The 24,676-nt window shown below is 61.1% G+C and carries 25 protein-coding genes; 14 read left to right on the plus strand and 11 right to left on the minus strand.

Annotation, left to right across the window (positions count from 1 at the left end; all coding sequences use genetic code 11):
* The first annotated feature begins 20 nt into the window (after positions 1-20).
* Both HBR93_RS10700 and HBR93_RS10705 read left to right on the plus strand, forming a co-directional pair.
* Complete coding sequence (locus tag HBR93_RS10700) at positions 21-3,152, plus strand: autotransporter serine protease (protein WP_169960303.1); 3,132 nt, start codon at positions 21-23, stop codon at positions 3,150-3,152.
* A 101-nt stretch (positions 3,153-3,253) separates the two neighbouring features.
* Positions 3,254-5,101 (plus strand): polyurethanase, encoded by a 1,848-nt coding sequence (locus HBR93_RS10705; RefSeq protein ID WP_169960304.1) that lies wholly within the window; start codon positions 3,254-3,256, stop codon positions 5,099-5,101.
* Between the two features lie 44 nt (positions 5,102-5,145).
* On the opposite strand, the gene HBR93_RS10710 is transcribed toward HBR93_RS10705, so the two are convergent.
* On the minus strand, positions 5,146-5,370 hold the full coding sequence (locus HBR93_RS10710; RefSeq protein WP_057438460.1) for a YgdI/YgdR family lipoprotein: 225 nt from the start codon (positions 5,368-5,370) through the stop codon (positions 5,146-5,148).
* A gap of 188 nt (positions 5,371-5,558) precedes the next feature.
* On the opposite strand from HBR93_RS10710, the gene HBR93_RS10715 reads away from it, so the two are divergent.
* From HBR93_RS10715 to HBR93_RS10725, 3 genes are all read left to right on the plus strand, one after another.
* Positions 5,559-7,208 carry a VRR-NUC domain-containing protein gene (locus tag HBR93_RS10715; protein ID WP_169960305.1) on the plus strand — a complete coding sequence of 550 codons (1,650 nt, stop codon included), beginning with the start codon at positions 5,559-5,561 and terminating at the stop codon, positions 7,206-7,208.
* The gene (locus HBR93_RS10720) at positions 7,205-9,457 is read left to right on the plus strand and encodes an ATP-dependent DNA helicase (RefSeq protein WP_169960306.1); all 2,253 of its coding nucleotides are present in this window, start codon (positions 7,205-7,207) and stop codon (positions 9,455-9,457) included. Before HBR93_RS10715 ends, HBR93_RS10720 begins: the two co-directional genes overlap by 4 nt.
* 80 nt (positions 9,458-9,537) lie before the next feature.
* Positions 9,538-10,473: an alpha/beta hydrolase gene (locus HBR93_RS10725; RefSeq protein WP_169960307.1), complete on the plus strand. Its 936-nt coding sequence runs from the start codon at positions 9,538-9,540 to the stop codon at positions 10,471-10,473.
* Positions 10,474-10,476: 3 nt separating this feature from the next.
* Here the strand turns inward: HBR93_RS10725 and HBR93_RS10730 are convergent, their stop codons facing one another.
* From HBR93_RS10730 to HBR93_RS10740, 3 genes are all read right to left on the minus strand, one after another.
* Positions 10,477-10,908 carry a nuclear transport factor 2 family protein gene (locus tag HBR93_RS10730; protein WP_057444786.1) on the minus strand — a complete coding sequence of 144 codons (432 nt, stop codon included), beginning with the start codon at positions 10,906-10,908 and terminating at the stop codon, positions 10,477-10,479.
* A gap of 616 nt (positions 10,909-11,524) precedes the next feature.
* Positions 11,525-12,475, minus strand: a complete 951-nt coding sequence (locus HBR93_RS10735) for an alpha-E domain-containing protein (protein WP_029299950.1) — start codon at positions 12,473-12,475, stop codon at positions 11,525-11,527.
* 2 nt (positions 12,476-12,477) lie between these two features.
* Positions 12,478-13,887 (minus strand): circularly permuted type 2 ATP-grasp protein, encoded by a 1,410-nt coding sequence (locus HBR93_RS10740; RefSeq protein ID WP_057959664.1) that lies wholly within the window; start codon positions 13,885-13,887, stop codon positions 12,478-12,480.
* Positions 13,888-14,262: 375 nt separating this feature from the next.
* Here HBR93_RS10740 and HBR93_RS10745 point away from each other — a divergent pair, with 375 nt between their 5' ends.
* The 3 genes from HBR93_RS10745 (at position 14,263) to HBR93_RS26955 (ending at position 15,257) form a co-directional block, all read left to right on the plus strand.
* Positions 14,263-14,808, plus strand: a complete 546-nt coding sequence (locus HBR93_RS10745) for a hypothetical protein (protein ID WP_057438464.1) — start codon at positions 14,263-14,265, stop codon at positions 14,806-14,808.
* Positions 14,809-14,893: 85 nt separating this feature from the next.
* The gene (locus HBR93_RS10750; RefSeq protein WP_169960308.1) at positions 14,894-15,121 is read left to right on the plus strand and encodes a hypothetical protein; all 228 of its coding nucleotides are present in this window, start codon (positions 14,894-14,896) and stop codon (positions 15,119-15,121) included.
* 4 nt (positions 15,122-15,125) lie between these two features.
* Positions 15,126-15,257: a hypothetical protein gene (locus tag HBR93_RS26955; protein ID WP_258558623.1), complete on the plus strand. Its 132-nt coding sequence runs from the start codon at positions 15,126-15,128 to the stop codon at positions 15,255-15,257.
* A gap of 71 nt (positions 15,258-15,328) precedes the next feature.
* Here the strand turns inward: HBR93_RS26955 and HBR93_RS10755 are convergent, their stop codons facing one another.
* Positions 15,329-15,772, minus strand: coding sequence for an Lrp/AsnC family transcriptional regulator (locus tag HBR93_RS10755; RefSeq protein ID WP_057438466.1), 444 nt, complete (start codon positions 15,770-15,772; stop codon positions 15,329-15,331).
* Between the two features lie 131 nt (positions 15,773-15,903).
* Here HBR93_RS10755 and HBR93_RS10760 point away from each other — a divergent pair, with 131 nt between their 5' ends.
* Entirely contained in the window at positions 15,904-16,818 is a 915-nt protein-coding gene (locus HBR93_RS10760; protein WP_057959662.1) for a DMT family transporter, read from the plus strand.
* A 34-nt stretch (positions 16,819-16,852) separates the two neighbouring features.
* On the opposite strand, the gene HBR93_RS10765 is transcribed toward HBR93_RS10760, so the two are convergent.
* Entirely contained in the window at positions 16,853-18,856 is a 2,004-nt protein-coding gene (locus HBR93_RS10765) for a U32 family peptidase (protein ID WP_169960309.1), read from the minus strand.
* A gap of 94 nt (positions 18,857-18,950) precedes the next feature.
* Positions 18,951-19,331 (minus strand): RidA family protein, encoded by a 381-nt coding sequence (locus tag HBR93_RS10770; RefSeq protein WP_057438469.1) that lies wholly within the window; start codon positions 19,329-19,331, stop codon positions 18,951-18,953.
* A gap of 142 nt (positions 19,332-19,473) precedes the next feature.
* On the opposite strand from HBR93_RS10770, the gene HBR93_RS10775 reads away from it, so the two are divergent.
* The 3 genes from HBR93_RS10775 to HBR93_RS10785 are packed head-to-tail and all read left to right on the plus strand — an operon-like array spanning position 19,474 to position 21,338.
* Positions 19,474-19,944: a VOC family protein gene (locus tag HBR93_RS10775; protein ID WP_169960310.1), complete on the plus strand. Its 471-nt coding sequence runs from the start codon at positions 19,474-19,476 to the stop codon at positions 19,942-19,944.
* Entirely contained in the window at positions 19,944-20,846 is a 903-nt protein-coding gene (locus HBR93_RS10780) for a glycine betaine ABC transporter substrate-binding protein (protein WP_169960311.1), read from the plus strand. Before HBR93_RS10775 ends, HBR93_RS10780 begins: the two co-directional genes overlap by 1 nt.
* A gap of 24 nt (positions 20,847-20,870) precedes the next feature.
* Positions 20,871-21,338, plus strand: a complete 468-nt coding sequence (locus HBR93_RS10785) for an Atu1372/SO_1960 family protein (protein ID WP_057438472.1) — start codon at positions 20,871-20,873, stop codon at positions 21,336-21,338.
* Positions 21,339-21,348: 10 nt separating this feature from the next.
* Here HBR93_RS10785 and HBR93_RS10790 read toward each other — a convergent pair whose 3' ends face one another.
* The gene (locus HBR93_RS10790; RefSeq protein ID WP_198792122.1) at positions 21,349-22,002 is read right to left on the minus strand and encodes a TetR/AcrR family transcriptional regulator; all 654 of its coding nucleotides are present in this window, start codon (positions 22,000-22,002) and stop codon (positions 21,349-21,351) included.
* Positions 22,003-22,114: 112 nt separating this feature from the next.
* On the opposite strand from HBR93_RS10790, the gene HBR93_RS10795 reads away from it, so the two are divergent.
* Together HBR93_RS10795 and HBR93_RS10800 are read left to right on the plus strand one after the other, a co-directional pair.
* The gene (locus tag HBR93_RS10795) at positions 22,115-22,444 is read left to right on the plus strand and encodes a lysozyme inhibitor LprI family protein (RefSeq protein ID WP_057438473.1); all 330 of its coding nucleotides are present in this window, start codon (positions 22,115-22,117) and stop codon (positions 22,442-22,444) included.
* On the plus strand, positions 22,441-23,058 hold the full coding sequence (locus HBR93_RS10800) for a dTMP kinase (RefSeq protein WP_169960312.1): 618 nt from the start codon (positions 22,441-22,443) through the stop codon (positions 23,056-23,058). The genes HBR93_RS10795 and HBR93_RS10800 overlap by 4 nt, the downstream gene beginning before the upstream one ends.
* Here HBR93_RS10800 and HBR93_RS10805 read toward each other — a convergent pair.
* Genes HBR93_RS10805 through HBR93_RS10815 form a run of 3 tightly spaced genes read right to left on the minus strand, consistent with a single transcriptional unit; the run spans position 23,053 to position 24,558 of the window.
* Positions 23,053-23,358 (minus strand): DUF6482 family protein, encoded by a 306-nt coding sequence (locus tag HBR93_RS10805; RefSeq protein ID WP_115128216.1) that lies wholly within the window; start codon positions 23,356-23,358, stop codon positions 23,053-23,055. The two genes, HBR93_RS10800 and HBR93_RS10805, sit on opposite strands and share 6 nt — an antisense overlap.
* A 14-nt stretch (positions 23,359-23,372) precedes the next feature.
* Positions 23,373-24,083, minus strand: coding sequence for an SDR family NAD(P)-dependent oxidoreductase (locus HBR93_RS10810; protein ID WP_169960313.1), 711 nt, complete (start codon positions 24,081-24,083; stop codon positions 23,373-23,375).
* A gap of 10 nt (positions 24,084-24,093) precedes the next feature.
* Positions 24,094-24,558 carry a DUF393 domain-containing protein gene (locus HBR93_RS10815; RefSeq protein WP_169960314.1) on the minus strand — a complete coding sequence of 155 codons (465 nt, stop codon included), beginning with the start codon at positions 24,556-24,558 and terminating at the stop codon, positions 24,094-24,096.
* Between the last annotated feature and the right edge of the window lie 118 nt (positions 24,559-24,676).

A 24,676-nucleotide genomic window follows, 5' to 3' on the forward strand; every position in this document is an offset into this window, starting at 1 on the left:
CAAAAAGAACAACAAACGCAATGAAACTAAGGAAGGTCACCGTGAACGTAAAACAACGAGGGTTTCACTCCGCCATCCCAACAGGCCCGGGCTACCCGCTCAAGGCCCTGAGTCGCGTGCCATACGGCGCGTTGCTGTGTTGCCTGGCCAGCCTGGGTACCGCCCAGGCCGCACCCTACGTCGAAACCGGCAAGCTGGGGGATGTCGCCAGTTGGCGCAGCAATGAGTTCAAGGCCGACTGGGGCCTGGGGGCGGTGAATGCCGATGTGGCGTATGCCGCCGGTTACAGCGGCAAGGGCGTGAAGCTGGGGATTTTCGACCAGCCGGTGTACGCCTTGCACCCTGAGTTCTCCAGCCCGGGCAAGGTGCAGACCCTGGTCACTGAAGGGATCCGCCAGTACACCGACCCGTACATCCCGGTAAAGGCCGGTGACCCGTTCCGCTATGACGGCACACCGTCCCAGGGCTCCAATGGCAAGCTGGGCGACCACGGCACCCATGTCGGTGGCATTGCCGCCGGCGACCGTAACGGTGGGCCGATGCACGGCGTGGCCTACAACGCACAGATCCTCAGCGCCGAGAACGGCGACCCCGGCCCCGAAGACGGGATCATCCTGGGCAACGACGGCGCGGTGTACCAGGCCGGCTGGGACAGCCTGGTGGCCAATGGTGCGCGCATCATCAACAACAGTTGGGGCATCGGCATTGGCGATCAGTTTGCCCAGGGCGGCAAGGACCCGGCGTTCCCCCATTTCGGCCTCAGCGAGGCGCAGGCGCAGTTCGACCAGATCAAACCCTTGCTGGGCACCGCTGCAGGGGGGGCTTATTCGGGCGCGATCAATGCGGCGCGTAGCGGCGTGCTGACAATCTTTGCCGCCGGCAACGACTACAACCTGAACAACCCCGATGCGATTTCCGGCCTGGCGTATTTTGTCCCCGAGATCGCGCCCAATTGGCTGTCGGTGGCGGCGTTGCAGCGCAACCCGGACGTCAACAGCCCCAACCCCTATGTGATCAGCACCTTCTCCTCGCGCTGCGGGTATGCCGCGAGCATCTGCGTATCGGCACCGGGCACGGCGATCTACAGCTCGGTGATGGTCGGCACCACCGTCGATAACATGAACCTGGGCTGGAACAATAAAAGCGGTACCTCCATGGCCGCGCCCCATGTGGCGGGCGCGGCCGCGGTGTTGATGGAGCGTTTCCCGTATATGAGCGGCGAGCAGATTTCCACGCTGCTCAAGACCACCGCCACCGACCTTGGCGCACCGGGCATCGACTCCCTGTACGGCTGGGGCATGATCAACCTGGGCAAGGCGGTCAACGGCCCGGGGATGTTTATCACCGCCGAGGATATTCCGACCGAGTTTCGCATCGACGGTGGCTATGGCAGCGGCCAGTTTGTCGCGGACTTGCCCGGGGTTGGGGCGGTGGTCGATGCCGGCAAGCCCACCGAGCGCCTGTGCACCGATGTGCACTGCGGGCGGGACGTGTGGAGCAACAACATTTCCGGTCACGGCGGCCTGACCAAGCAGGGCATCGGCACACTGGTGCTGACCGGCAGCAACACCTACAGCGGGCCGACCCTGGTCAATCAAGGCCTGCTGGCGGTCAATGGCTCGCTTACATCGCAGGTCACTGTCAGCAACAGTGGGGTCTTGGGCGGGGCCGGTAGCATCGGCGCGCTAAACGCGAAAAGCGGCGGTACGGTCGCGCCGGGCAACTCCATCGGCACCTTGAATGTGGCTGGGGATGTCAATTTCGATGCGGGCTCCACCTATGCGGTAGAGCTGTCCACGACCAGCAGCGACCGCATCGTCGCCGGTGGCAAGGCGACCCTCAACGGCGGCACTGTGACCCTGGCCCTGGAGAACAGCCCGACCTTGCTTAGCCAGCCCGAAGCGCAAAGCCTGATTGGTCGCCAGTACAACATTCTGCAGGCGGCCGGGGGGATTACCGGTAGTTTTGCCTCGGTACTGCCCAATTACCTGTTTGTCGGCGGCAACCTGAACTATGGCGCCAACGGCGTGCAACTGGATGTCGCGCGCACGGCCAATAGCTTTGCCAGCGTCGCAGCGACCGATAACCAACGTGCGGTGGCGGCGGCTGCCGAGCAACTGGGTGCAGGTAACGGGGTGTATGAAAGCCTGCTGCTGGCGCCGAGTGCGGCCTCGGCGCAAGGGGCGTTCCAACAGTTGTCGGGGGAAATCTACCCCGCCCTGGAAACCGCGCTGGTCAACGACAACCGCTACCTGCGTGAAGCCGTAGGCGAGCGCCTGCAGCAGGGGGAAATGGGCACTTCAGCGCAAACCCTCGACTCGCGTGGCAACGTCTGGATCAAGGCCCTCGGCGCCTGGGGTAAAACCGACAGCGCCAGCGATACGGCGGGCTACACCACCTCCATCGGCGGCCTGCTGGCGGGTGTGGACGGTGCGCTGGATGACGACACGCGCCTGGGCCTGGTCGCCGGCTACAGCGATACCTCGCTGAACATGGGCGATGGCACCCATTCGCGGGCATCGGTGGACAGTTACCACTTTGGCGCCTATGCCGGTCACGACATCGGCGCCTGGCGCCTGAGCGGCGGGGCAACCTACAGCTGGCACCGTGCTGATGTGACGCGTGAGCTGCAATACGGCGAAGTCGCCGGCAAGCAGAAAGCCAAGGTCGATGCCCGCAGCACCCAGGTCTTTACCGAAGCGGCTTACCGCCTGAACCTGCAACCGCTGGCGCTGGAGCCATTCGCCAACCTGGCCTATGTGCATCTGGACAGCGATGGCTTCAGCGAGAAAGGCGATGCAGCGGCGCTCAAGGGCGGCGATGACACCCGCGACCTGGTGCTCAGCACCCTGGGCGTACGGGCCTTGAAGACCTTCAACGTCACCGACCATCAGGCCCTCGACGTTTCCGGCACCCTGGGCTGGCAGCACAACCTCAGCGCCACCGATTCCGAGCGTCACCTGGCGTTTGCTTCGGGTAGCACTGCGTTTGCCGTGGAAAGCTCGCCGATGGTGCGCGATGCGGCATTGGTCGGTGCGCGGGCCAGCCTGGCGCTGACCAAGGATGCGCGGCTGAACTTTGACTACAACGGCCTGCTGGCCAGCAAGGAGAAAATCCACGGTGTGGGCTTGAGCCTGGACTGGGCCTTCTAAACACCGCAGCTCCAAACTGTGGGAGCAGGTTTGCTCCCACAGTTACAGCATTCCAACCGTTTTGGCTTTCTCGACAATTCCAACAAAAGAGAGGCAATACCATGGGTGTCTACGACTACAAAAACCTTACTACCGAGGACTCCAAAGCACTGTTCGCCGATGCCATGGCGATCACGTTGTACTCCTACCACAACCTGGATAACGGCTTTGCCGTGGGCTACCAGCAGCATGGCCTGGGGCTTGGCTTGCCGGTGACCCTGGTGCAGGCGTTGCTGGGCAGCACCGACTCCCAGGGCGTGATCCCCGGTATCCCATGGAACCCCGACTCGGAAAAGGCCGCCCTCGACGCGGTGCAAAAGGCCGGTTGGACCCCCATCAGCGCCAGCACCCTCGACTACGGCGGCAAGGTCGATGCCCGGGGCACCTTCTTTGGTGAGAAAACCGGCTATACCAGTGCCCAGGTGGAAGTCCTGGGCAAATACGATGACGCCGGCAAACTGCTGGAAATCGGCATCGCCTTCCGTGGCACCTCGGGGCCCAGGGAGAACCTGATTGTCGATTCAATCGGCGATGTGATCAGCGACTTGCTGGCAGCCTTCGGCCCTGCGGACTATGCGAAAAACTACGCGGGCCAGGCGTTTGGCGACTTGCTCGGCAAAGTCGCCGCGTATGCCGGCGCGCAGGGGCTCAGTGGCCAGGATGTACTGGTCAGCGGCCATAGCCTCGGTGGCCTGGCGGTCAACAGCATGGCCGACTTGAGCAACACCACCTGGGCGGGTTTCTATAAGGACGCCAACTACGTGGCCTATGCCTCGCCGACCCAGAGCAGCGGCGACAAGGTGTTGAACATCGGTTATGAAAACGACCCGGTCTATCGCGCCCTCGACGGTTCGTCGTTCAACCTGTCGTCCCTCGGGGTGCATGACCAACCGCATGCCTCCAGCGCCGATAACATCGTCAGCTTCAACGACCACTACGCCTCGACGCTCTGGAATATCCTGCCGTTTTCCATTCTCAACCTGCCGACGTGGATTTCCCATTTACCCACGGGTTATGGCGATGGCATGAGCCGCATCCTCGAATCCAAGTTCTATGACCTGACCAGCCGTGATTCGACGATCATCGTCGCCAATCTGTCGGATCCGGCGCGCGCCAACACCTGGGTGCAGGACCTCAACCGCAACGCCGAAGCCCACCAGGGCAGTACGTTCATTATCGCCAGCGACGGCAATGACCTGATCCAGGGTGGCCGGGGCAACGACTACCTGGAAGGTCGCGCCGGCAACGATACCTTCCGTGATGGCGGCGGCTACAACATCCTGCTGGGCGGCAAGGGGTTCAACACCCTGGACTTGCAGCAGTCGCTGAAAAACGTCGAAGTGGCCAACGATGGCGCAGGCACCCTGTACATCCGCGACGGCCAAGGCGGTATCAGCATGACCCGCGATATGGGCGCGATAGTGAGCAAGGAAAGCTATCTGTTGCTGTTCAGCAAAGAGGTGACCCACAGCGTGACCGACAAGGGGTTGCTGGCGGGCAAGGACCTGACCGCCTATGCGGCGTCGCTCAAGGGCGATGCCGGCGCCAATGTTCTCAAGGCCGGCGATAGCGGGCAGTGGTTGTTTGGCCTGGACGGCAATGACCACCTGATCGGCGGTAAAGGCAACGATGTTCTGGTGGGCGGGGCCGGCAATGACCTGCTGGAAGCGGGTGGCGGGCGCAATACCTTCCTGTTCGACGGCGACTTCGGCCAGGACCGGATCCTGGGCTACCAGTCGACGGACAAATTGGTATTTATGGGCGTGGCGGGGGTGGGCGGGCAGTACAACTACCTCGACCATGCCAAGGCAGTGGGCAGCGATACGCTGCTGACCTTCGGCGATAACTCGGTGACGCTGGTGGGGGTAGGGCTGGGCAGCCTGTCGGCGGAGGCGTTTGTGATTACCTGAAACAAACCGTAGGCGCCGGTTCGCCGGCTCCTACGGTGATTCGGTCAGTCTTCCTTGCGCACGGTCGCGACATCCGCCGCCTTGACCCGTACGCGCTTGCCGGCGATATCGGTAAATTCGTAGAAACCATCGGGAGTCTTGGCATTCGGCGTGTCTGTGGTCAGGTACTGCGTACCGTTTTGCAAGGTCACGACGGTCGGCGTCGAGCAACCGGCCAATGCCAGAAACGTCAGTGCAGCCAGCGGCAGGCCCCAGTTCTTCATGTTCATAACCCTTACTCTCATCCTTCGAAAACCCCGTGCTCAACGGCTGCGGGCAACAAATGTTACGCGGATCCACCCCCATCTGATCACTTTTATGCAAAAAGTTGCGTGCGCCACTGATCTATTAGCGATTGCAACGCAGGCCTGGCAGCGGCAATCTGTATGCATAACCAGTGTTTGCCCAAGTGCCCGTCATGTCCAATCCCCTCGAAGACCCGTTTTACTACCTGCATAATTTCCAGCAAGTGCTCGACTGGCTGGAGCAGCGCTATGCGGATGTGCTGGACGATGAAGAGCAGCGCTTCGTTACGCAGTTCGCCCAGCTGCCGCAACCGGCCCAGGCGTTGCTGGTGCGCATGGTGATGCGCAAGGGCCTGCATTTTCGGGCGAGCAAGCTCAATTACCTCGAGATCGGCCCGGTCGACGTGGCCGTGCAGCCACTGTTGGCTCACGGTTGGGTGAATGAGCAGGGCCTGCTGGCGCTTGATGAGGTGTGGGGGCAACTGCAAAAAGGCGAGGTGCTGCAAGCGTTCAAGCCGTGGATCGAGCAGCCCAGGGGCAAGAAGTCCGATTGGCTGCCCGGTTTATCCAGCCAATTTACCGAGCCGCGGACGTTTGCGCAGTGGTGCCCGCAGTTGGACGACCGGCTGTACAGCCTTACGGTGATGGACCTGTGTGACCGCCTGCGGCTGATGTTTTTCGGCAACCTGTACCAGGACTGGTCGGAGTTTGTACTGGCGGACCTGGGGATCTACACCTACGAAAAGGTTGAGTTCTGTGCCGAATCCCGTGGCCTGCGCCATCGCGACGATGTGTCTGGCCTGCTGTTCCTGCACCAATGCCAGCAGGCCTTCGAGGCCGGTGAACCGTTGGCGGAGGTGCTGGCGCAGATCGCCACGCTGACCACTGATAACCCCTGGCTGGAAAAGCGCCGGGCCAAGCTGCTGTTCCAGGTCGGCCAGCATTGCGAACGGCTCGCCGAACTGGCCCTGGCCGAGGCGATCTACCGCGATTGTGCCTACCCCGGCGCGCGTGCACGGCTGATCCGGGTGCTGGAGCGTCAAGAGGCGTTCGCCCAGGCCATGGACCTGGCCCTGGAGGCCCAGGCAGCGCCCCACAGTGCGGCCGAGCAGCAGCACCTGTTGCGGGTGCTGCCGCGGTTGCGGCGCAAGCTGGGCGAACCGGCGCTGCCCAAGGCCAAACCCCCGGTGATCCAGCGCCTGGACCTGGAACTGCCATTCCCGCAACCGCTGGCCGCCGTGGAGTTCTGCGTGCAGGCGCATCTGGGAGATGACGCGGGGCCGGTGCACTACGTCGAAAACACCCTGATCAACTCGCTGTTCGGCCTGTTGTGCTGGCCAGCGATCTTCGCGCCGTTGCCCGGCTCGTTTTTTCACCCGTTCCAGCGCGGGCCGGTGGACTTGCACAGTGAGGACTTCCAGCAGCGCCGCGCCGAACTGTTTGCCGCCTGCCTGGATCAACTGCACGACCAGCGCTACAAAACCACGATCCGCCAGCGCTACGCCGAAAAATGGGGGATCCAGTCACCCTTTGTGTTCTGGAATGTATTGAGCGAAGAGTTGCTCGAGCAGGCCCTCGATTGCCTGCCAGCCGAGCACCTGCGGCACTGGTTCGACCGCCTGTTGCTGGATATCCGCGCCAACCGCGCCGGGATGCCGGACCTGATCCAGTTCTGGCCGGCGCAAAAAACCTATCGCATGATCGAAGTCAAAGGCCCGGGCGACCGCCTGCAGGACAACCAATTGCGCTGGCTGGAGTTCTGTGGCGAGCACCAGATGCCGGTCACCGTCTGTTATGTCCGCTGGGCGGAGCAGGGCGCTTGAGTTATACGGTCGCCGTGCGGGCATTGTGCGAGTTCACGGCCAAGGTCGGTGACCTCGACCTGCGGTTTACCCCTTCGCCCAGTGCCCAGGAAGGCATGCTCGGCCACCGCACGGTGGCGTCCCGCCGAAGCGCGCATTACCAGAGTGAGGTGGCCCTGGAAGGGGGCTACCAACAGCTGAGCGTGCGCGGCCGCGCCGATGGTTATGATCCGGATCGCAACGTGCTGGAAGAGGTCAAGACCTACCGTGGCGACCTGGATGCCCAGCCGGCCAACCACCGGCAACTGCACTGGGCCCAGGCCAAGGTCTATGGCTGGCTGATGTGCCGCAAGCTGGGGTTGCCTGAGATCGGGCTGGCGCTGGTGTATTTCGATATTGTCAGCGAGCGCGAAACCGTGATCAACCAGCTGTGCCCTGCGGATGAGCTGGAGAAGTTCTTCAATCAGCAGTGCGCGTTGTTTCTCGGCTGGGCCGAGCAGCAGGCGCAGCAGCGCCTGGCCCGTGATACCGCAGCCAGGGCCCTGGCTTTTCCCCACGCGGACTTTCGCCTGGGCCAGCGCACCCTCGCCGAGTCGGTGTACAAGGCCGTCAGTACCGGGCGCTGCCTGATGGCGCAGGCACCCACGGGGATCGGCAAAACTATTGGCACGGTGTTTCCGATGCTCAAGGCCCTGGCGCCACAACAGTTGGACAAGCTGTTCTTTCTCACGGCCAAGACCCCCGGCCGCAAACTGGCGCTGGACGCGGTGCGAGTGCTGCACGCCAGCGCCGACCTGCCATTGCGGGTGCTGGAGCTGGTGGCGCGGGACAAGGCCTGCGAACACCTGGACAAAGCCTGTCACGGTGATTCCTGCCCACTGGCCAAAGGCTTTTATGATCGCCTGCCCGCCGCGCGCGAGGCCGCAGCCAAGGTGCGCCTGCTGGATCAACCCACGCTGCGCGAGGTGGCACTGGCCCATGAGGTGTGCCCGTATTACATGAGCCAGGAGATGGCGCGCTGGTGCGACATGGTGGTCGCCGACTACAACTATTACTTCGATTTTGGCGCGATGCTGTTTGGCCTCGCCCAACTCAACCAATGGCGGGTCGCGGTGCTGGTGGACGAGGCCCATAACCTGGTGGAGCGGGGCCGGGCGATGTACAGCGCCGACCTTGATCAATTTGCCCTGAAGAGCGTGCGCGATAGCGCCCCCGAGCCTTTGCACAAGCCATTGCAGCGGCTCAACCGTGAATGGAATGCGCTGCACAAGGAACAGGTCACGGTGTACCAGGCCTATGCCAGCAAACCGGACAAGCTGTTGCAGGCCCTGGCCCTTTGCACCAGCGCCATGGGCGAGTATTTCAACGACCACCCGCAGGCGCTCACGGGCGAACTGCAAAGCTTTTACTTCGAGGCCTTGCAGTTCGCCAAGGTGGCGGAGCTGTTCAACGAGCAGTTTATTTTTGATATCAGCCAGCGCGACCCGCTGGCCAAGCGCCGCTTCTCGCGCTTGAGCCTGCGCAACGTGGTGCCGGCCGAATTTATCCGCCCACGTTTGACCGCAGCCCGCAGCAGCGTGCTGTTTTCCGCGACCCTCAGCCCCCGGCATTACTACGCCGACCTGCTGGGGCTACCGGCGGATACCGCGTGGATTGACGTCGAATCACCGTTCGAGGCCGCGCAGTTGCAGGTGCGCATCATCGATCGCATCTCCACGCGGTTTGTGCATCGCCAGGCGTCTCTGGAGCCCATCGTGGCGTTGATCGCCGAGCAATTTGCGCGTACCCCGGGCAACTACCTGGCGTTTTTCAGCAGTTTCGATTACCAGCAGCAAGTGGCGCAATTACTGGCCGAGCGGCATCCGGCGATCCCGACCTGGCATCAATCACGGGGCATGGCCGAGGCCGAGCGCCAGGCCTTCCTTGAGCAGTTCACCCAGCATAGCCAGGGCGTGGGGTTTGCCGTGCTGGGCGGGGCGTTCGGCGAGGGTATCGACCTGCCGGGGGCGCGTCTGATCGGGGCCTTTATCGCCACCCTGGGCCTGGCGCAGCTTAATCCGGTCAACGAGCAGATGAAGCTGCGCATGGGCGCGATCTTCGGTTCGGGGTATGACTACACCTACCTGTATCCCGGGATCCAGAAGGTGGTGCAGGCGGCCGGCCGGGTTATTCGCACCCGGCAGGACCAGGGGGTAGTGATGCTGATTGATGACCGTTTTGCCGAGCCCAAGGTGCGGCCACTGCTGCCGCGCTGGTGGTCGGTGACCTGAGGTATTTGCCCGATCAATGATGCTGGCGCAGGCCGTGCTGCTGGGGCAGTCTGCAGCAGTCCCTCTGATGGAGCCGCGTGATGAGTGCTATCGAGCAACAGACGATCCAGGTCAACGGTATTCAATTGAGCCTGCATATCGCCGGCCCCGAGACCGGCCCGCCGGTGTGGTTGCTCCATGGCTTTCCCGAGTGTTGGCACTCCTGGCGACTGCAGATACCGGCGCTGGCGGCAGCCGGCTATCGGGTGTTCGCCCCGCAGATGCGCGGCTACGGGCCAAGCAGTGCCCCTGCAGACATTGCTGACTACGACCTGCTGACCCTGTGCGCAGATATCCAGGGCGCCATGGACCTGTTCGGGCATCGTCGGGTGGCGATGGTCGGCCATGACTGGGGCGCCGTGGTGGCCTGGCACCTGGCCTTGCTGGAACCGCAGCGCATCTGCGCCCTGGTCACAATGTCGGTGCCCTTTGCCGGTCGCTCCCGCAGGCCGGTGATCGAGATCATGCGCGAGCTGTACGCCGAGCGGTTCAACTACATCCTGTACTTCCAGGAGCCCGGCGTGGCCGAACAGGAGCTGGAAGCGGACATCGAACGCACCTTGCGCCTGTTTATGCAGGACCAGGATGTATTCCTGCAGCAAAAGCCGGCCACGGCGACCTTGCTCGAGGGTGTCGCGCTGCCGGGCGCCTTGCCGGCCTGGTGCAGCCAGCACGACCTGGAGATCTATGTGCAAACCTTCGCCCAGGGTTTTCGCGGGCCGTTGAACTGGTACCGCAACTTCGAGCGCAACTGGCAGCGCACCGAGTTCCTGGCCGGGCGGCAGGTGTTACAACCGACGCTGTTCCTGATCGGCGACCGCGATCCGGTGGGGGTATTCGAGGCACATACGCTCAAGCGCATGCCCGAGGTGGTACCGCAGTTGGAACAGCAGGTACTGGCCAACTGCGGGCACTGGATCCAGGTGGAGCAAGGGGCGCAGGTCAACGCCCGGTTGCTGGAATTCCTCGGGCGTTGAGTATCAACCCTTGGCCTTGGCCAGGAACGGCGCCAGGCGCCGGCCCATTTCTTCACCGAGAGCCTGTAGCCCGCTCAGGGGGCGGACCATCACCTCAAACTCGATGATCTGCCCCTGTTCGTTGAAGCGGATCAGGTCGATACCCTTGAGCTGCTTATCGCCCACCCGCGCGCTGAACTCCAGCACCACACTGTGCCCGTCGGCGCTGGCCAGTTCGCGGTGGTACTGGAAGTCTTCAAACACGGTAAACACGGTGTTGAGGATCATCGACACCACGGGTGCGCCGGGGTAGGGCGTATGCGCCATGGGCGAGCGAAACACCGCCTCCGGCGCCAGCAGTTCGGGCAGGGCTTTGAGATCGGCAGTGGCCAGCATGGTGTGCCAGCGTTTCAGGGTATGGGCGGCCGGGGTGGCTAATTGCAGAGCGTCGGACATGGTCTGTACCTGTTCTTATGAGTGTCGAACAACCATAAGAGCAGCCGCGAGGTGGGATCAATGATCCAAACTGACAGTTATATGTCTGGAGCAAACACCACACCTGTGGGAGCGGGCTTGTCGGGTCGCCGCATCGCTGCGATGGCGGTGTACCGGCCAATACATTTATCGACTGATACACCGCCATCGCAGGCAAGCCAGCTCCCACAGGGGAATGCAGCTTCGCACCCCGGCTTTGCTGTTGCTCTGCTTTTGATCTGGCTTTTGATCTTGATCTCAGGCGCCCCGTTAAACCACGATGGCCGCAGGCAGGTATTGCGCAGTGGGCACCCCGGCATGGATGCCGGGGTAGCCGCGACACGGCCATGGATGGCCGATCGCGGCGGGCCCACGAAGCAATGCCTGACTGCGGGCATGTCGAGCCTAGGCGAGGCACCGAGTGGTGGGGCAAGAGCGTTTTGCTTACTTTGGCGCTCTACAAAAGTGAGCCGCCGTAAGGGCGGAACCAATAGCCGCCGTAACCGCAGCAACGGATATGTACACAAACCCAAGAAACACTAAAAAAATAGATACCTATGGCTATAACGGGCCCACCTCTACAGCGGGATATGGGGGGTCAAACCACCTCCAGGTAGGAACTGTGAATCGCCCGCGCCAGTTCGCGCACGGTGTCGATAAATTCGGTCAGCCGGCTGTGCAAGCCTTCTTCGAGAATCTCATCAATACCGGTGTAACGCAGCCGCGCCTCAAACTCGGCTGCCAAGCGCTGGGCCGTACGGCCGTAACTGCCCGGCAGGTCGGCGAGGATATGGCTCAACTCCTCGATACATGCATGCAACGAGCGCGGTACGTCGCTGCGCAACAGCAGCAGTTCCGACACCGAACGCGCATTCAGCGCATTGGGGTACAGCTCGGTGTAGGCCTCGAACGACGACAAGGCACGCAGCAGAGCGCTCCACTGGTAGTAGCCGCGGGCGGACAGGTCGCTGACTTCTTCGGACTCTTCGCCAAACATCTCGTAGCGTGCATCCAGCAGGCGCAGGGTGTTGTCGGCGCGCTCGACAAAGGTACCCAGGCGGATAAACCGATAGGCATCGTTGCGCATGATGGTGCCGGACGTGGCCCCCCGGAACAGGTGCGAGCGTTGCTTGACCCAGTCACAGAAGTGGCTGATGCCATGGCGCGCCAGGCCGCCGGCGGCGATGCTGCGCATTTCCAGCCAGGTGGCGTTGAGGTTTTCCCACATGTCGGCGGTGATCCGCCCACGTACCGCATGGGCATTGCCCCGGGCGGCGCGCAGGCAGTTGTAGATACTGGCCGGGTTTTCTTCGTCGAGGGCGAAGAAGTGCAACATGCGCTCGGCGTCCAGTTGTTGATGGCGCTCCAGGTAGCTGTCGAGGGTGCCACTGCTGAGCAGCGACATCGCCAGTTCGTCCAGGCCATCACTGCGCCCGGCCTGGGGCATCAGCGACAGCGAGTAGCTGACCTCCAGCATGCGCGCCAGGTTTTCCGCGCGTTCCAGGTAGCGCGACATCCAATACAGATCTGCGGCGGTTCTACTCAGCATACTCAGCCCTCCACCACCCAGGTGTCCTTGGTTCCGCCGCCTTGCGACGAGTTGACGATCAATGAGCCTTCACGCAATGCCACCCGGGTCAGGCCGCCTGGCACCAGGCGGGTTTCCTTGCCCGACAGCACAAACGGACGCAGGTCGATATGCCGTGGCGCGATGCCGTTTTCGACAAAGGTCGGGCAGGTCGACAGGCTCAAGGTTGGCTGGGCGATATAGGCATGGGGCCGGGCCTTGATGCGTTGGCGGAAGTCCTCGATCTCGGCCGCCGAGGCGGCGGGGCCCACCAGCATGCCGTAGCCGCCGGAACCCTGGGTTTCCTTGACCACCAGCTCGGGCAAGTGCGCCAGTACATGGGACAGTTCTTCAGGCTTGCGGCACTGGAACGTCGGCACGTTTTGCAACACCGGTTCTTCATCCAGATAGAAGCGAATCATCTCCGGCACATAGGGGTAGATGGATTTGTCGTCGGCCACCCCGGTGCCGATGGCATTGGCCAGTACCACATTGCCGGCGCAGTAGGCGGCCACCAGGCCTGGCACGCCGAGCATGGATTCGGGGTTGAACGCCTGGGGGTCGAGGAAGGCATCGTCGATGCGCCGGTAGATCACATCCACGGCTTTCGGGCCGTCGGTGGTGCGCATGAACACTTTGAGGTCGTGCACGAACAGGTCGGCGCCTTCGACCAGCTCCACCCCCATTTCCCGGGCCAGGAACGCATGTTCGAAGAACGCGCTGTTAAAGCGCCCCGGGGTCAGTACTACGACATTGGGGTTGTCCAGGCGGCTGGCGCTTTTCAGGGTCTTGAGCAGCAGGTTGGGGTAGTGATCCACCGGCGCGATGCGCTGCTTGGCAAACACTTCCGGGAACAGGCGCATCATCATCTTGCGGTCTTCGAGCATGTAGCTCACGCCGCTGGGGGTGCGCAGGTTGTCTTCGAGGACGTAGTAGGTGCCATCGCCATCGCGCACCAGGTCGACACCGGAGATATGGGAGTAGATATTGCGGTGCAGGTCCAGGCCGACCATGGCCTTCTGATAGCCTTCATTGCCCAGCACCTGGTCGGCGGGAATGATCCCGGCCTTGATAATGCGCTGGTCGTGGTAGATATCGGCGAGGAACATGTTCAACGCATTGACCCGCTGGATACAGCCGCGTTCGATCACGCTCCACTCACTGGCGGGGATGCTGCGCGGGATGATATCGAAGGGGATCAGGCGCTCGGTGTCCTGCTCGTCACCGTACAGGGTGAAGGTGATGCCGGCGCGGTGGAACAGCAGGTCGGCCTCACGGCGGCGCTGGGCCAGCAGTTCCGGCGGGGTGTTGGCCAGCCAGCGGGAAAAATCCTGGTAGTGCGCACGGCATACGCCGTTTGCGTCATTCATCTCATCAAAGAAAGATCGAGCCATTCCAATTACCTTGTCAGTGCCGGGTGAAAGGCTGCAGGCACTGCCGCTTTAGAAAACGCATTGTTATGAGCCCGTGGCTTTTGGCGCCAACGGACCGGGTCCTTACTTTCTTTTGGAGTCGGCTCTGAGTCGGGGGGTAACAGTTGCTCCTGTGTTCACCTGGGCAGGCAGGGGGTTACAGGAGTAAAGCAATGGCTGTGCCGGAACCGCGTTTATGGGGATTACACGGTGTATCAGCCCGTTACTGGAGCAGCCTGCGCAAGTCCAGTGCGTGATATGCGCAGTCTGCGCCCTATAACGGTGCAGGCGATTGACCTGAACTTCGGCCATGGGCGGTTCTTCTAAGGAGATTAAGCACTCTGAGGATCAACGATTGTGCCCAGAATCATCTCCCCGCACAGCCCGGAATCGGCGCTGACTGACCACACCGAACACAACGCCAAGATTTTCGGCTCGCCCAAGGACCGACTGGACTTCTATCGCCGGGAAATCCAGTACGAAACCACCATCCTCGCCAACCGCACCGATGCCTACCTGACGGCGCAGTCGTTTTTGGTGATTGCCTTTGTGTCGTGCATGGGCAACCTCAACCCGGAGTGGGGCAAGCTGTTTACCCTGGTGGTTCCGCTGCTGCTGTCGATGCTTGGGGTGTTCAGCTCGCTCAATGCCTGGCCGGGCATCCGCGCAGCCTACGACATCATTGATCACTGGCACTTCAAGCAGAGCGAGTTGTTGCGCAGCGAGCCGGTGATGGGCATGGCCTACGATGAGTCACCGCTGTTCTGCGAGACCGAGTCGTCGCACAAGGGTTATCGCAAGTCCTTGCTGTTTTCGGTGCGCACGCCGTGGCTGTTCATGGTGTTCTGGATACTGCTGGCGGCGTTTGCGTTCTATATCCAGGTGGACAATCCGGGGGCGTGACCATTGATCAGTACAGGTCATCCGGACTGAACTTCATCCACCAGTGCGGCACCTTAACCTTACACCATCGGATAAAGAGGTTCCCATGAGCACCCGTCACAGCCCAGACCCACAAGTCAGCGGCAGGAACGATCCGGCCATCGATGACGAGACTCGCCAAGTGCCCGCTCCCGGCACCGCAGCCGCCGCCCCCAAGGACCCACAACCCGCCACCGACAAGGTGGCCAGGGACAATGAGTACAGCCCGGACTTCAAGCCAGAGCGCGAGCACAAGCCGGAGACCGACGCTGACATTGATACCCCGGGCGGCTAAGGCCATGCACATTCCAGCCGAAGAGGAACCGATCAATGATCCGGGCAATGAAGACCCCGGATCGTTGATGGATGATGCGCAAGTGCCGCTGATTGAGGAGGATGAGGTGGCTGACGAGAGCAGTGCTGGTGCCTAGCGTCAGCGCCGCATCAGCTAGCCAGCTTGTTATGTGATCCAAAGCGAGAGGAGCGTGCATCAACCCTGGCATCACCCACCTGCCAACGGCGGCAGCCGGCGCTTGACCGGGGTTTTCTTGACGATGGCGGTGTTGGTTTCGGCATAGCCGTTGAGGCGGTCAAGCAAGGTGTCCAACTGATCCATGGTGCGCACGTGCAGCCGCGCGATAAAGCAGTCGTCGCCGGTCACCTTGTCACACTCGGTGAATTCCGGGATCGCCTGGATCTGCCGTTCAACCTCCTGCAATTGGCCGGGCAGGGGGCGGATGCGCACGATGGCTTGCAGCAAGTAGCCAAAATGTTTGGGGTCGACCTCCACGGTATAGCCCTTGAGCACCCCGCGCTCTTCCAGGCGGCGCAAGCGTTCGCCGACACTGGGCGAGGACAGGCCGGTTATGCCGGCCAAGGTCTTGAGCGAGCAACGCGAGTCGTCCATCAAGGCAGCGAGCAGTTGCTGGTCGATAACGTCAATCATCCTGGGCTCCTTAGGTAAACCTGAATTTTTGCCTAATAAGAATAGGCAAACACCGCCATTGGCCTTTCTCAGGCGCTGGAGCCTGATCGACGCAGATTGCCATAATTTAGCCTCATTCGAGGAGCTTAATCATGGACAAATCCATACGTCGCGGCTCATGGGAAATGGTTGGCGCCATGCTGATCTCCGGCACGATCGGCTGGTTTGTGCTGGTGTCTGGGGTGCCGGTCATTGAGGTGGTGTTCTGGCGTTGCGTCATTGGCGCCTTGACCTTGTTGCTGGTGTGCTGGCACCTGGGGTATCTGCGCAGTGCCTGGTTGAGTTATTCGACACTCGGCTGGGCCATGTTGAGCGGCGTGGCCATCGTGGGTAACTGGCTGTTGCTGTTTGCGTCCTATTCAAAAGCGTCGATTGCCATCAGCACGGCGGTCTATAACGTTCAGCCATTTATGCTGGTGATTCTCGCGGCGCTGTTGCTTGGCGAGAAAATCACCGTACAGAAGCTGGCGTGGCTGAGCGTGTCATTCATGGGCATGTTGGCTATCGTCACCGCCCATGGCGAGCAGCAGGGCAGCGGTGATCAATACCTGTGGGGCGTGGCCCAGGCGCTGGGCGCGGCTCTTTTGTATGCCATCGCTGCACTGATTATCAAGCGCCTGAAGGCTGTGCCGCCCCATCTGCTGGCGCTGATTCAAGTGAGTACCGGTGCGGTGCTGTTGGTGCCACTGGTTTCATGGCACAGCCTTTCAGCACCGGTTGATGCCTGGGCGGCGCTGTTGACACTGGGTATGGTGCACACCGGCCTGATGTATGTGCTGCTGTATGGCGCGATCCAAAAACTGCCGACGGCATTGACTGGGGCGTTGTCGTTCATCTACCCGATTGCGGCGATCCTGGTTGATTGGATGGCCTATGGGCATCGTCTGGGTTGGACGCAATGGCTGGGTGTTGCGGCGATTCTGCTGGCGGCGGCGGGGTTGCAGCGGGGATGGTGGTGGCGCTGGAAGTCGGATGTTTCGCCCTCTCATGCTAAGCGCCCCTTGTAGGAGCCAGCCAAAGCCAGCTCCTACAGAGGGGGACTCAGTGTGGTGCGCGGGGAATGGTCTTGAGCAAGTCCGCCGGGCTGATATGCCCCACGACTTGCTGTTGCACACCACTGCCCGGCAGCGGCAGATCGAGGATATGCCCCTTGATCTTGCCCACCACATGCATTTCGCACGGTTTGCAGTCGAATTTCAGGGTCAGTACTTCGTCGCCGTGAATCAACTGCATCGGTGCGACCTTGGTGCGTACGCCGGTCACGCCCTTGGCCTGCTTGGGGCACAGGTTGAAGGAGAAACGCAGGCAGTGCTTGGTGATCATCACCGGCACTTCACCGGTTTCTTCGTGGGCCTCGTAGGCCGCATCGATCAACTTCACGCCATGGCGATGGTAGAAGTCGCGGGCCTTCTGGTTGTAGACGTTGGCCAGGAACGACAGGTGCGACTCCGGGTACACCGGCGGCGGTGTGGTTTCGGCCTTGCGACCACCACGGGGGTGGGCCTCGACACGCGCAACCGTCAGCGCTTCGATTAAGTCGCGGCGCAGTGCCTTGAGTTGCGAATTGGGAATGAAAAACGCCTGGGGGGCGTCCAGCTCGATTGCGGTGGCGTGATACTGGGTGGTGCCCAGTTGGCCAAGCAGGTCGCGCAAGGTGTCCAGCGCCTGTTCCGGCTTGTTGGCCACGCCGAATGGGCCGGGCAGGGTGGTGCTGACACTCACGCCTTCTTCACTGGTGGCGGTCAGTTGCAATTGGTCTTCGCGCAGGGTGGCCTGCCACGACACGCCAACCCGCCGCTCGGCGGAGGTCTTGAGCAACGCTTGCTGCCAGTTATGGTCGAGGTTGCGGTTGAGCGGGTGATTCGGTCGTAGTTGGTGCAGGCCCGCCGGCATTTCGTTGGGCTCGACACGGTAGCGGTAGCGCTTTTCGCCGTCTTCTTCGAACTCACCTTTAGGCTCGGCGATATTGGCGCGAAAACCCACGACTTCACGCTTGATCAGCACGTTGAGGCCATCGCCGTTGGACAGCGGCTCATGGGTGATCACCTGCAAGTCGCGCTTGCAGGCTTTTTCCACGACGCCTACCGGCAGGCCGGTAAAGGTTGGGGTGTCGAAGGCGCCGATATCAATCTTGCGGTCACTGACGAAGTAGTCGGTGCTGCCACGGTGGAAGGTTTTTTCCGGGTCTGGCAGGAAGAAATGCGCGGTACGCCCGCTGGAAGCGCGAGCCAGGTCCGGGCGGTCTTCGAGGATCTCGTCCAGGCGCTGGCGGTAATAGGCGGTGATGTTCTTCACATAACCCATGTCTTTGTAGCGGCCCTCGATCTTGAACGAGCGCACGCCGGCGTCTACCAAAGCGCGCAGGTTGGCGCTCTGGTTGTTGTCTTTCATCGACAGCAGGTGCTTTTCAAAGGCCACGACGCGGCCCTGGTCATCCTTGAGGGTGTAGGGCAGGCGGCAGGCCTGGGAGCAGTCGCCACGGTTGGCGCTGCGGCCGTTTTGCGCGTGGGAAATATTGCATTGCCCGGAGAACGCTACGCACAACGCGCCATGGATGAAGAACTCGATGGCGGCATCGGTTTCATCGGCAATCGCGCGGATTTCCTGGAGGTTCAGCTCGCGGGCCAGCACCAGTTGGGAGAACCCGGCCTGGTCGAGGAACTTGGCCCGGTTCAAGGTGCGGATGTCGGTCTGGGTGCTGGCATGCAGCTCGATCGGCGGGATATCCAGCTCCATCACCCCCAGGTCCTGGACGATCAGCGCATCAACGCCGGCATCGTACAACTGGTGGATCAGCTTGCGGGCCGGCTCCAGTTCGTCGTCGTGCAGGATGGTGTTGATGGTGGTGAACACCCGGGCGTGGTAACGACGGGCGAATTCCACCAGTTGGGCGATCTCGCTCACGTCGTTGCAGGCATTGTGGCGCGCACCGAAGCTTGGGCCGCCGATGTACACGGCGTCGGCGCCGTGCAGGATGGCCTCGCGCGCGATGGCGACATCGCGGGCAGGGCTGAGCAATTCCAGATGATGCTTGGGCAAGGACATAGTTTTTTTAGTCAGGCTTGTCACGGTTGAGGCGAGCATTGTAGCCGTGAATCGCCTGGCGGGCACCCGCTGGATGCCCAATGACGCGCCGGGCTCAGCCCTTGGCGGCCATCGCCGTGACTTCAACCCGCATGCCTTCGACCGCCAACGACGCCACGCCAACCGCCGCGCGTACCGGCCAGGGTTTGGCGAAGAAGCGCTTGTACACCTCGTTGAATGCGGCGCGGTCGGCCATGTCAGTGAGGTAGATGGTCAAGTGCATGACCCGGTCCATGCTGCTGCCGGCGCGTTCGAGGGCGACTTTGAGGGCTTGCAGGGTGCATTCGCTTTGCGCAGTGACATCGCCCAATTCCAGGCTGCCATCGGCGCGTACCGGGATTTGTGTGGAGACCAGGATGCCGTTGAAGCCGATGACGTCGGAGGAAATCGAATCCGGGTCGAGGTCGGGGGTGAAGCTGAGGTCGTGGTTGCTCATGGGGAGCCCTAGGTGAATGGAACAGCTTGGATAGTAAACGCTACGCACTAGTTATCGGTCGATAAATTATCCCTTGAAATAAATTATCGAATGATAAAATATGCAGCTGTACCGTCTCTAATCCGCACTGTCAGGAGAGAACATGGGAGTCCTAGCGCTCGACCATTTCACCATTCGCACCGAACAATGGGGCAAGACCGCCGAGTTTTTTGAACAAGTGGTTGGCCTGTCACCTGGGCCGCGCCCGGATTTTCGTTTCCCTGGCTGCTGGATGTACGCCGGCGGCCGTCCGCTCTTGCACATCGCCAGTATCGTGGGCGGTGACGAGGATCTGCAGGCCTATCTGGGCGAGAAGCCAGGCGGCTACGGGTCGGGCGCCCTTGACCATGTCTCGCTGCGTTGTGAAGGGCTGGAAACCGTGCAGAACCGCCTGCAATCCCTGGGCATCGCCTTTCGCGAACGGGTGATTCCGCAGATTGGCGAGCACCAACTGTTTCTTGAAGACCCCAACGGCATCACCATCGAAATGATCTTTGACTATGTGCCGGGAACCCGGATTGTCGGCGAGGCCATGGCGAGCCTTGCCATTGGCCCGTCTGCGGAAGGTCGCTGATGGACTTCAAACGTCGACGTGTGATTCAAGCCCTGGGCAGCGCAGCGTTATTGGCGCCGCTGCTGGCCCGTGGCAATAACCCTGAGAGGAGCCCAACCATGGTACGACTCGGTGTGACTGATCTGTCCTTTCATCGTGCGACAGCCGCGGTGGTTGCTTCGGTATTGCAGCGCATGGGCTTTGGGGTGGAGCCTTCGTATGCGCTGCACGAGGCCAATTTCGAGCAGTTGCGTGCTGGCAGCATCGACATGATTGCCTCCGCATGGATCCCGTCCAGCCATGGGATGTACAAAGCCCGGGTGGAAGAGGTGGTCGCCACCCGCGAATTGGGCCTGCATTACACCCCGTATGCGTTGTGGGGTGTGCCCGACTATGTGCCGGTGTCGCAGGTGGACTCCGTGGATGACCTGCGCAAGCCGGAGATTCTCGCCCGTATGCACACGCTGATCCAGGGGATTGGCCCGGGCGCCGGGATTACCCGGTTTTCGCTGCGGATGATGGAGGACTACGGCCTTGCGGCGGCGGGCTACCAGTTTCGCACCGGCACCCAGGAACAATGCGTGGCGGCGTTCGAGGCGCTGGTCGAGGAGGGCAGATGGGGCGTGGTGCCACTTTGGCATCCGCAGTTCCTGCATTTCCGCCATCGTATCCGTGATCTCAAGGATCCCAAGGGGCTGCTGGGCAGTGTCGACCGTGCGGTGCTGTTGGCGCGGGTTGATCGCCTGGGGCGGTTCAGCGAGGCGCAATTGCAGGTGCTCGATAACATCCGTCTGAGCAATGCGATTGTCGCCGAGTTGGATTACGCCCTCAATCGCCAGGGTAAAAGTGCGGACCAGGCGGCTGAGGGCTGGCTACTGAACAACCCGCAGACTCTCGCCTCCTGGCTGGCGCCATTGGCCTGAACACAATCAAAACAGGAACCGATCATGACCACCCCTGAATCGCGTCTGCAGGCCGCCGGCATCACCTTGCCTGTTCCCGCCCCAGCCCTGGGTAACTACGTGCCCTGGAGCATTGTTGGCAATACCTTGATGACCTCCGGGCAATTCCCCTGGATTGATGGCCGGCTGCTGTACCGTGGGCGCCTGGGCCGCGACCTGAACCTGGAGCAAGGGTATGCGGCCTGTCGCCTGGCGGCATTGAATGCAATTGCCCAGCTCAAGGATGCAGTGGGGGATTTGAGCCGTATTCGCCAGGTCTATCGGCTGGAAGGCGTACTGAATGTGGCGGAGGATTTCCATGAGCACCCCAAAGCCCTGGACGGCGCGTCTGACGTGCTGGTCGAAGTCTTCGCCGAACAGGCCCGGCATTCGCGCATGATCTGGACCAATCCGGTCATACCCATGGATGGCTTTTGCCTGGTGTATCTCTTTGCGGAAATCGACGCCCCGTAAACGGCCTTCACTACGCCTCGTTATGCAGGGCGCCATCGAGGAAGGCATTGACCCGCAGGGTAATCAGTTCGGTCAGATTCTCAGGGACGGGCATCTGATACACCCACTTGCGCACCCCCAGGTAAAAGAAGCTGCTGTGGAAGCCCCACAGCACTTCGATCTCAAGACTCAGCGCGTGTTTATCCAGCGGGGCGGTCAGTTGCTTCTGATGACGCAGCTCTTCGATGATCGTCAGGAACACCGTCTCGTGTAATTGTTTGAGATAGCGCTGGTTCAACTCGGGGTCCTGCAGGCCGGCGTACAGAAATATCCGCACCCATTCATTGCTCAGGATGGTGCGGGTATAACCGATAAAGTAATCAATCAGCCGTTCCCTTAAAGGACGCGTGCGGTCCTTGAGCTGCTGCTCCAGCTCAGGGTCCCAGCGGTTCATGAACACCTGCTGGTACACCTGTTCGATGAGTAATTGCTTACTGGGAAAGTAGCGGTAGAGCAGGGGCTGGGTGACCTGTAGCCCCTCGGCCAGCTCGCGGGTGGTCAGCGCAAAGCCTTTCTGGGCGAAGAGGGTGATCGCCCGTTCGACCATCTGCTGCTGACGATCGGCGGCCGTGAGATTTTTTCGGCCTGGCGTGGTCGCCTTGTTGCTAACGCTGATTTTTGCCATTGTTGACCTATGCAGTGCCACATCTAGAAAGCGTGACAGAATCATACGCGTTGCAGCGGTCAACGTGGGCCCGCATCGATGTGGCCATCGACACCTTTACAGGAAGACTCCTATGCATTCATTCATCCGCGCGGCGCTGTTGCCAGTGGCCATTTTCGCCATCAGCGCACACGCCCAGACCGGACCTTCGTTCAAGTGCAGCGCAAACATGGCCAGCTCCGTGGAGACGCTGATTTGCGGCAGCGAAGCGCTTTCCGCCCTGGATCGCCAGATGGCGAGCACCTACAACACCGCGCTGAAAAAGGCCGGCAGCCAGGCCAAGATGCTCAAGGCCGAGCAACGTGGCTGGATCAAGGGGCGCAACGACTGTTGGAAGGCTGACGACAAACAGGCCTGCATTCGTGACAGTTACAACCAGCGGTTGGTTGAACTGCAACAATGAATCCTCCGCTGTTTGTTTCTATGGATGGGCCCAAGGGCACCGGCAAAACCACACTGTTGGAAGCCGTTACGAAAGTACTGAGGGCAGACGCCAAAACGGTAATCCGACTTTGCGAGAAAAAAAGCGATCCCTTTAGACGGGAAACAATGACCCTCGTTAACAAGCTGGTCAGAAATCCCTGCCGGGATCTGGAGTTGCAGGTGTGTGAACGCCTCGCGGATAGCCGTGCATGGATTTCCCGACAGGTGCTGACTAAACAACCTCCGGGCAGCATTGTGTTGATTGATCGCTGGTACCCGTCTGATGCCGCGTTTCGGCGCATAGTCCCGTTTGCAGACATTCTCCAGTTGAATATTGATCGCAACGTGCAAGTGCCAGACCTGCACGTCGGGATTGTCACCGCCCCTGAAATTTCATGGGCGAGGGCCGCAGCACGACGGCGCGGGCTGAGCAGTACTGTGATGCATACGCTGGAAGAACATGTTGCCTGTACCCAGGCGTTCGAGCGAGCGGTTGCAGATCAAGGCTGGGTTTTATGCCGCAACGAGGGAACGCTTGAAGAGGCAACACTGCAGGTGGTTTCTGATATTTATCGCGTGCTTGCCTGCTCATAATGGCGTGGTGAGCGAAAACGGGATACGCAGCTCCTCGACAGGCCCTGAATCCCGGCCGCACATTTCGTCGTGCGCGCATTGCTGCACCAGCACGCAAGGAAATGCCGGCACGGTCTGCAGCAAGTCGCGCAGGTGGGTGGTCGACCGCAGGCGCATCGGCTTGGCCGCATCATCAAGCAGGGTGAACTGGCCGTGATCCAGGCGGATTCGTGCCAGATAAAAACCACCTTCGAGTGACAGCAACTCCAGCTCGCGTATTTCGCCCTTCGCGGCCCGTTCGGTCAGTGCTTGCAAATTCAAGGTTTACTCCTTGCCTACCAGGGTAGGCGCTCGCCGTTATAAGCAAAAAAATTGCCGCTGTCGGCAGCAGTCAGACGGTCAATCAGCGATAACAACTCGCGGGCAGCAATGTGTGCCGGCCTGGCTTCCGAGGCACCACGAAAGGGCTGTGAAAGGCCTGAAATAACGGTGCCTGGATGCAGGCTCAGCAAGCGGGTTTGCGGGCGGGTTCGCGCCAGTTCGATCGCCGCGGTTTTAATCAACATGTTCAACGCGGCCTTGGAGGCGCGATATGCATACCAGCCGCCCAAACGGTTATCGCCGATGCTGCCAACCTTGGCCGAAAGCACCGCCATCGCGCCAAGAGGGTCGAGCAGTGGCAAAAAGTGACGCAAAACAAGCGCTGGTCCCAGGGTGTTGACCTGGAACACTGCCTGAAACGCATCCGCCTCAATGGCGGAGTAACTCTTTTCCGGCTTGATTTCTTTGCGATGGAGCAGGCCTGCAGCATGCAGTATTAAATGGTACGGGGCTTCTTCAGCTAATTCGGCGGCGGCTTTGGCGATACTCTCGGGCTCTTCCAGGTCCAACCCCGGAAGACTAAGACGCGTCAGTTCGCGAACAACCGAGCAGCGTGGATCTTCTTTGAGCAACTGACAAAACGCCGTGCCAAGGGCTCCACTGGCGCCTATCACTAAGGCGCGATAGCCGTCGCCAAGTGAGTTCATTTCGAAGGGGCTGTTCATGAGTAGCGCTCTAAGGCTGCCTCGTTTTCAAGGTGTCCGACGCGTCGGGTGCGTGTTGTGATTCCGGCACTGCGCAACGGTTATCGACACATCGACGTCGCCCATCCGGGTGAGGCAACCACGCCAAATGGGGGCGCAAGCGGCAGAACAGCTTATAACCGAACGCCAGCAGCGGTCGAAGTGCACGCCAGGTCAGGGGTCTGGCCCAGAATCCCAGGCCGGCGGCACGCCAGCTCCATAGGGTGGCGTCCAAGCCGTCAACCCAGCGGCCGTCGGCGAAACGGGCATGAAGTACGGACTGCATGCGCTCGAACGTAAAGCCAAGGGCCTTGGCGTCAAATTCAGCGCTGTTTAAGTCAATAAATAGCAGTCGGCCCTCTGTGGCGTGTCGGCGCAGGATCTTGATTTCCCGCGCGCACAATGGACAGTTACCGTCAAAGTACAGCGTCAGTGGCCAAGGATTTTTGTTGTACATTGCGCTATACCTTGTATAAGTTTTATCTAAGATAGGCCTAAAGTAACCACCTGAAAATGTGCGCAATGCTTATGCGTGTTAACCACGGGCCAATGCCATCCGACTACGCGCCCGTAAT

Source organism: Pseudomonas sp. WS 5411, from assembly GCF_012985595.1.
In the GTDB taxonomy this organism is placed as follows: domain Bacteria; phylum Pseudomonadota; class Gammaproteobacteria; order Pseudomonadales; family Pseudomonadaceae; genus Aquipseudomonas; species Aquipseudomonas shahriarae.

What these genes read in the sequence shown, in the direction of transcription:
- HBR93_RS10785 (WP_057438472.1), top strand. Translation starts at nt 20,871, where the DNA reads ATGACCACCCCTGAATCGCGTCTGCAGGCCGCCGGCATCACCTTGCCT.
- HBR93_RS10810 (WP_169960313.1), bottom strand. Translation starts at nt 24,083, where the DNA reads ATGAACAGCCCCTTCGAAATGAACTCACTTGGCGACGGCTATCGCGCC.
- HBR93_RS10750 (WP_169960308.1), top strand. Translation starts at nt 14,894, where the DNA reads ATGAGCACCCGTCACAGCCCAGACCCACAAGTCAGCGGCAGGAACGAT.
- HBR93_RS10815 (WP_169960314.1), bottom strand. Translation starts at nt 24,558, where the DNA reads ATGTACAACAAAAATCCTTGGCCACTGACGCTGTACTTTGACGGTAAC.
- HBR93_RS10765 (WP_169960309.1), bottom strand. Translation starts at nt 18,856, where the DNA reads ATGTCCTTGCCCAAGCATCATCTGGAATTGCTCAGCCCTGCCCGCGAT.
- HBR93_RS10780 (WP_169960311.1), top strand. Translation starts at nt 19,944, where the DNA reads ATGGACTTCAAACGTCGACGTGTGATTCAAGCCCTGGGCAGCGCAGCG.
- HBR93_RS10790 (WP_198792122.1), bottom strand. Translation starts at nt 22,002, where the DNA reads ATGGCAAAAATCAGCGTTAGCAACAAGGCGACCACGCCAGGCCGAAAA.
- HBR93_RS10800 (WP_169960312.1), top strand. Translation starts at nt 22,441, where the DNA reads ATGAATCCTCCGCTGTTTGTTTCTATGGATGGGCCCAAGGGCACCGGC.
- HBR93_RS10725 (WP_169960307.1), top strand. Translation starts at nt 9,538, where the DNA reads ATGAGTGCTATCGAGCAACAGACGATCCAGGTCAACGGTATTCAATTG.
- HBR93_RS26955 (WP_258558623.1), top strand. Translation starts at nt 15,126, where the DNA reads ATGCACATTCCAGCCGAAGAGGAACCGATCAATGATCCGGGCAATGAA.
- HBR93_RS10775 (WP_169960310.1), top strand. Translation starts at nt 19,474, where the DNA reads ATGGGAGTCCTAGCGCTCGACCATTTCACCATTCGCACCGAACAATGG.
- HBR93_RS10705 (WP_169960304.1), top strand. Translation starts at nt 3,254, where the DNA reads ATGGGTGTCTACGACTACAAAAACCTTACTACCGAGGACTCCAAAGCA.
- HBR93_RS10710 (WP_057438460.1), bottom strand. Translation starts at nt 5,370, where the DNA reads ATGAACATGAAGAACTGGGGCCTGCCGCTGGCTGCACTGACGTTTCTG.
- HBR93_RS10795 (WP_057438473.1), top strand. Translation starts at nt 22,115, where the DNA reads ATGCATTCATTCATCCGCGCGGCGCTGTTGCCAGTGGCCATTTTCGCC.
- HBR93_RS10730 (WP_057444786.1), bottom strand. Translation starts at nt 10,908, where the DNA reads ATGTCCGACGCTCTGCAATTAGCCACCCCGGCCGCCCATACCCTGAAA.
- HBR93_RS10740 (WP_057959664.1), bottom strand. Translation starts at nt 13,887, where the DNA reads ATGGCTCGATCTTTCTTTGATGAGATGAATGACGCAAACGGCGTATGC.
- HBR93_RS10760 (WP_057959662.1), top strand. Translation starts at nt 15,904, where the DNA reads ATGGACAAATCCATACGTCGCGGCTCATGGGAAATGGTTGGCGCCATG.
- HBR93_RS10755 (WP_057438466.1), bottom strand. Translation starts at nt 15,772, where the DNA reads ATGATTGACGTTATCGACCAGCAACTGCTCGCTGCCTTGATGGACGAC.
- HBR93_RS10700 (WP_169960303.1), top strand. Translation starts at nt 21, where the DNA reads ATGAAACTAAGGAAGGTCACCGTGAACGTAAAACAACGAGGGTTTCAC.
- HBR93_RS10770 (WP_057438469.1), bottom strand. Translation starts at nt 19,331, where the DNA reads ATGAGCAACCACGACCTCAGCTTCACCCCCGACCTCGACCCGGATTCG.
- HBR93_RS10715 (WP_169960305.1), top strand. Translation starts at nt 5,559, where the DNA reads ATGTCCAATCCCCTCGAAGACCCGTTTTACTACCTGCATAATTTCCAG.
- HBR93_RS10735 (WP_029299950.1), bottom strand. Translation starts at nt 12,475, where the DNA reads ATGCTGAGTAGAACCGCCGCAGATCTGTATTGGATGTCGCGCTACCTG.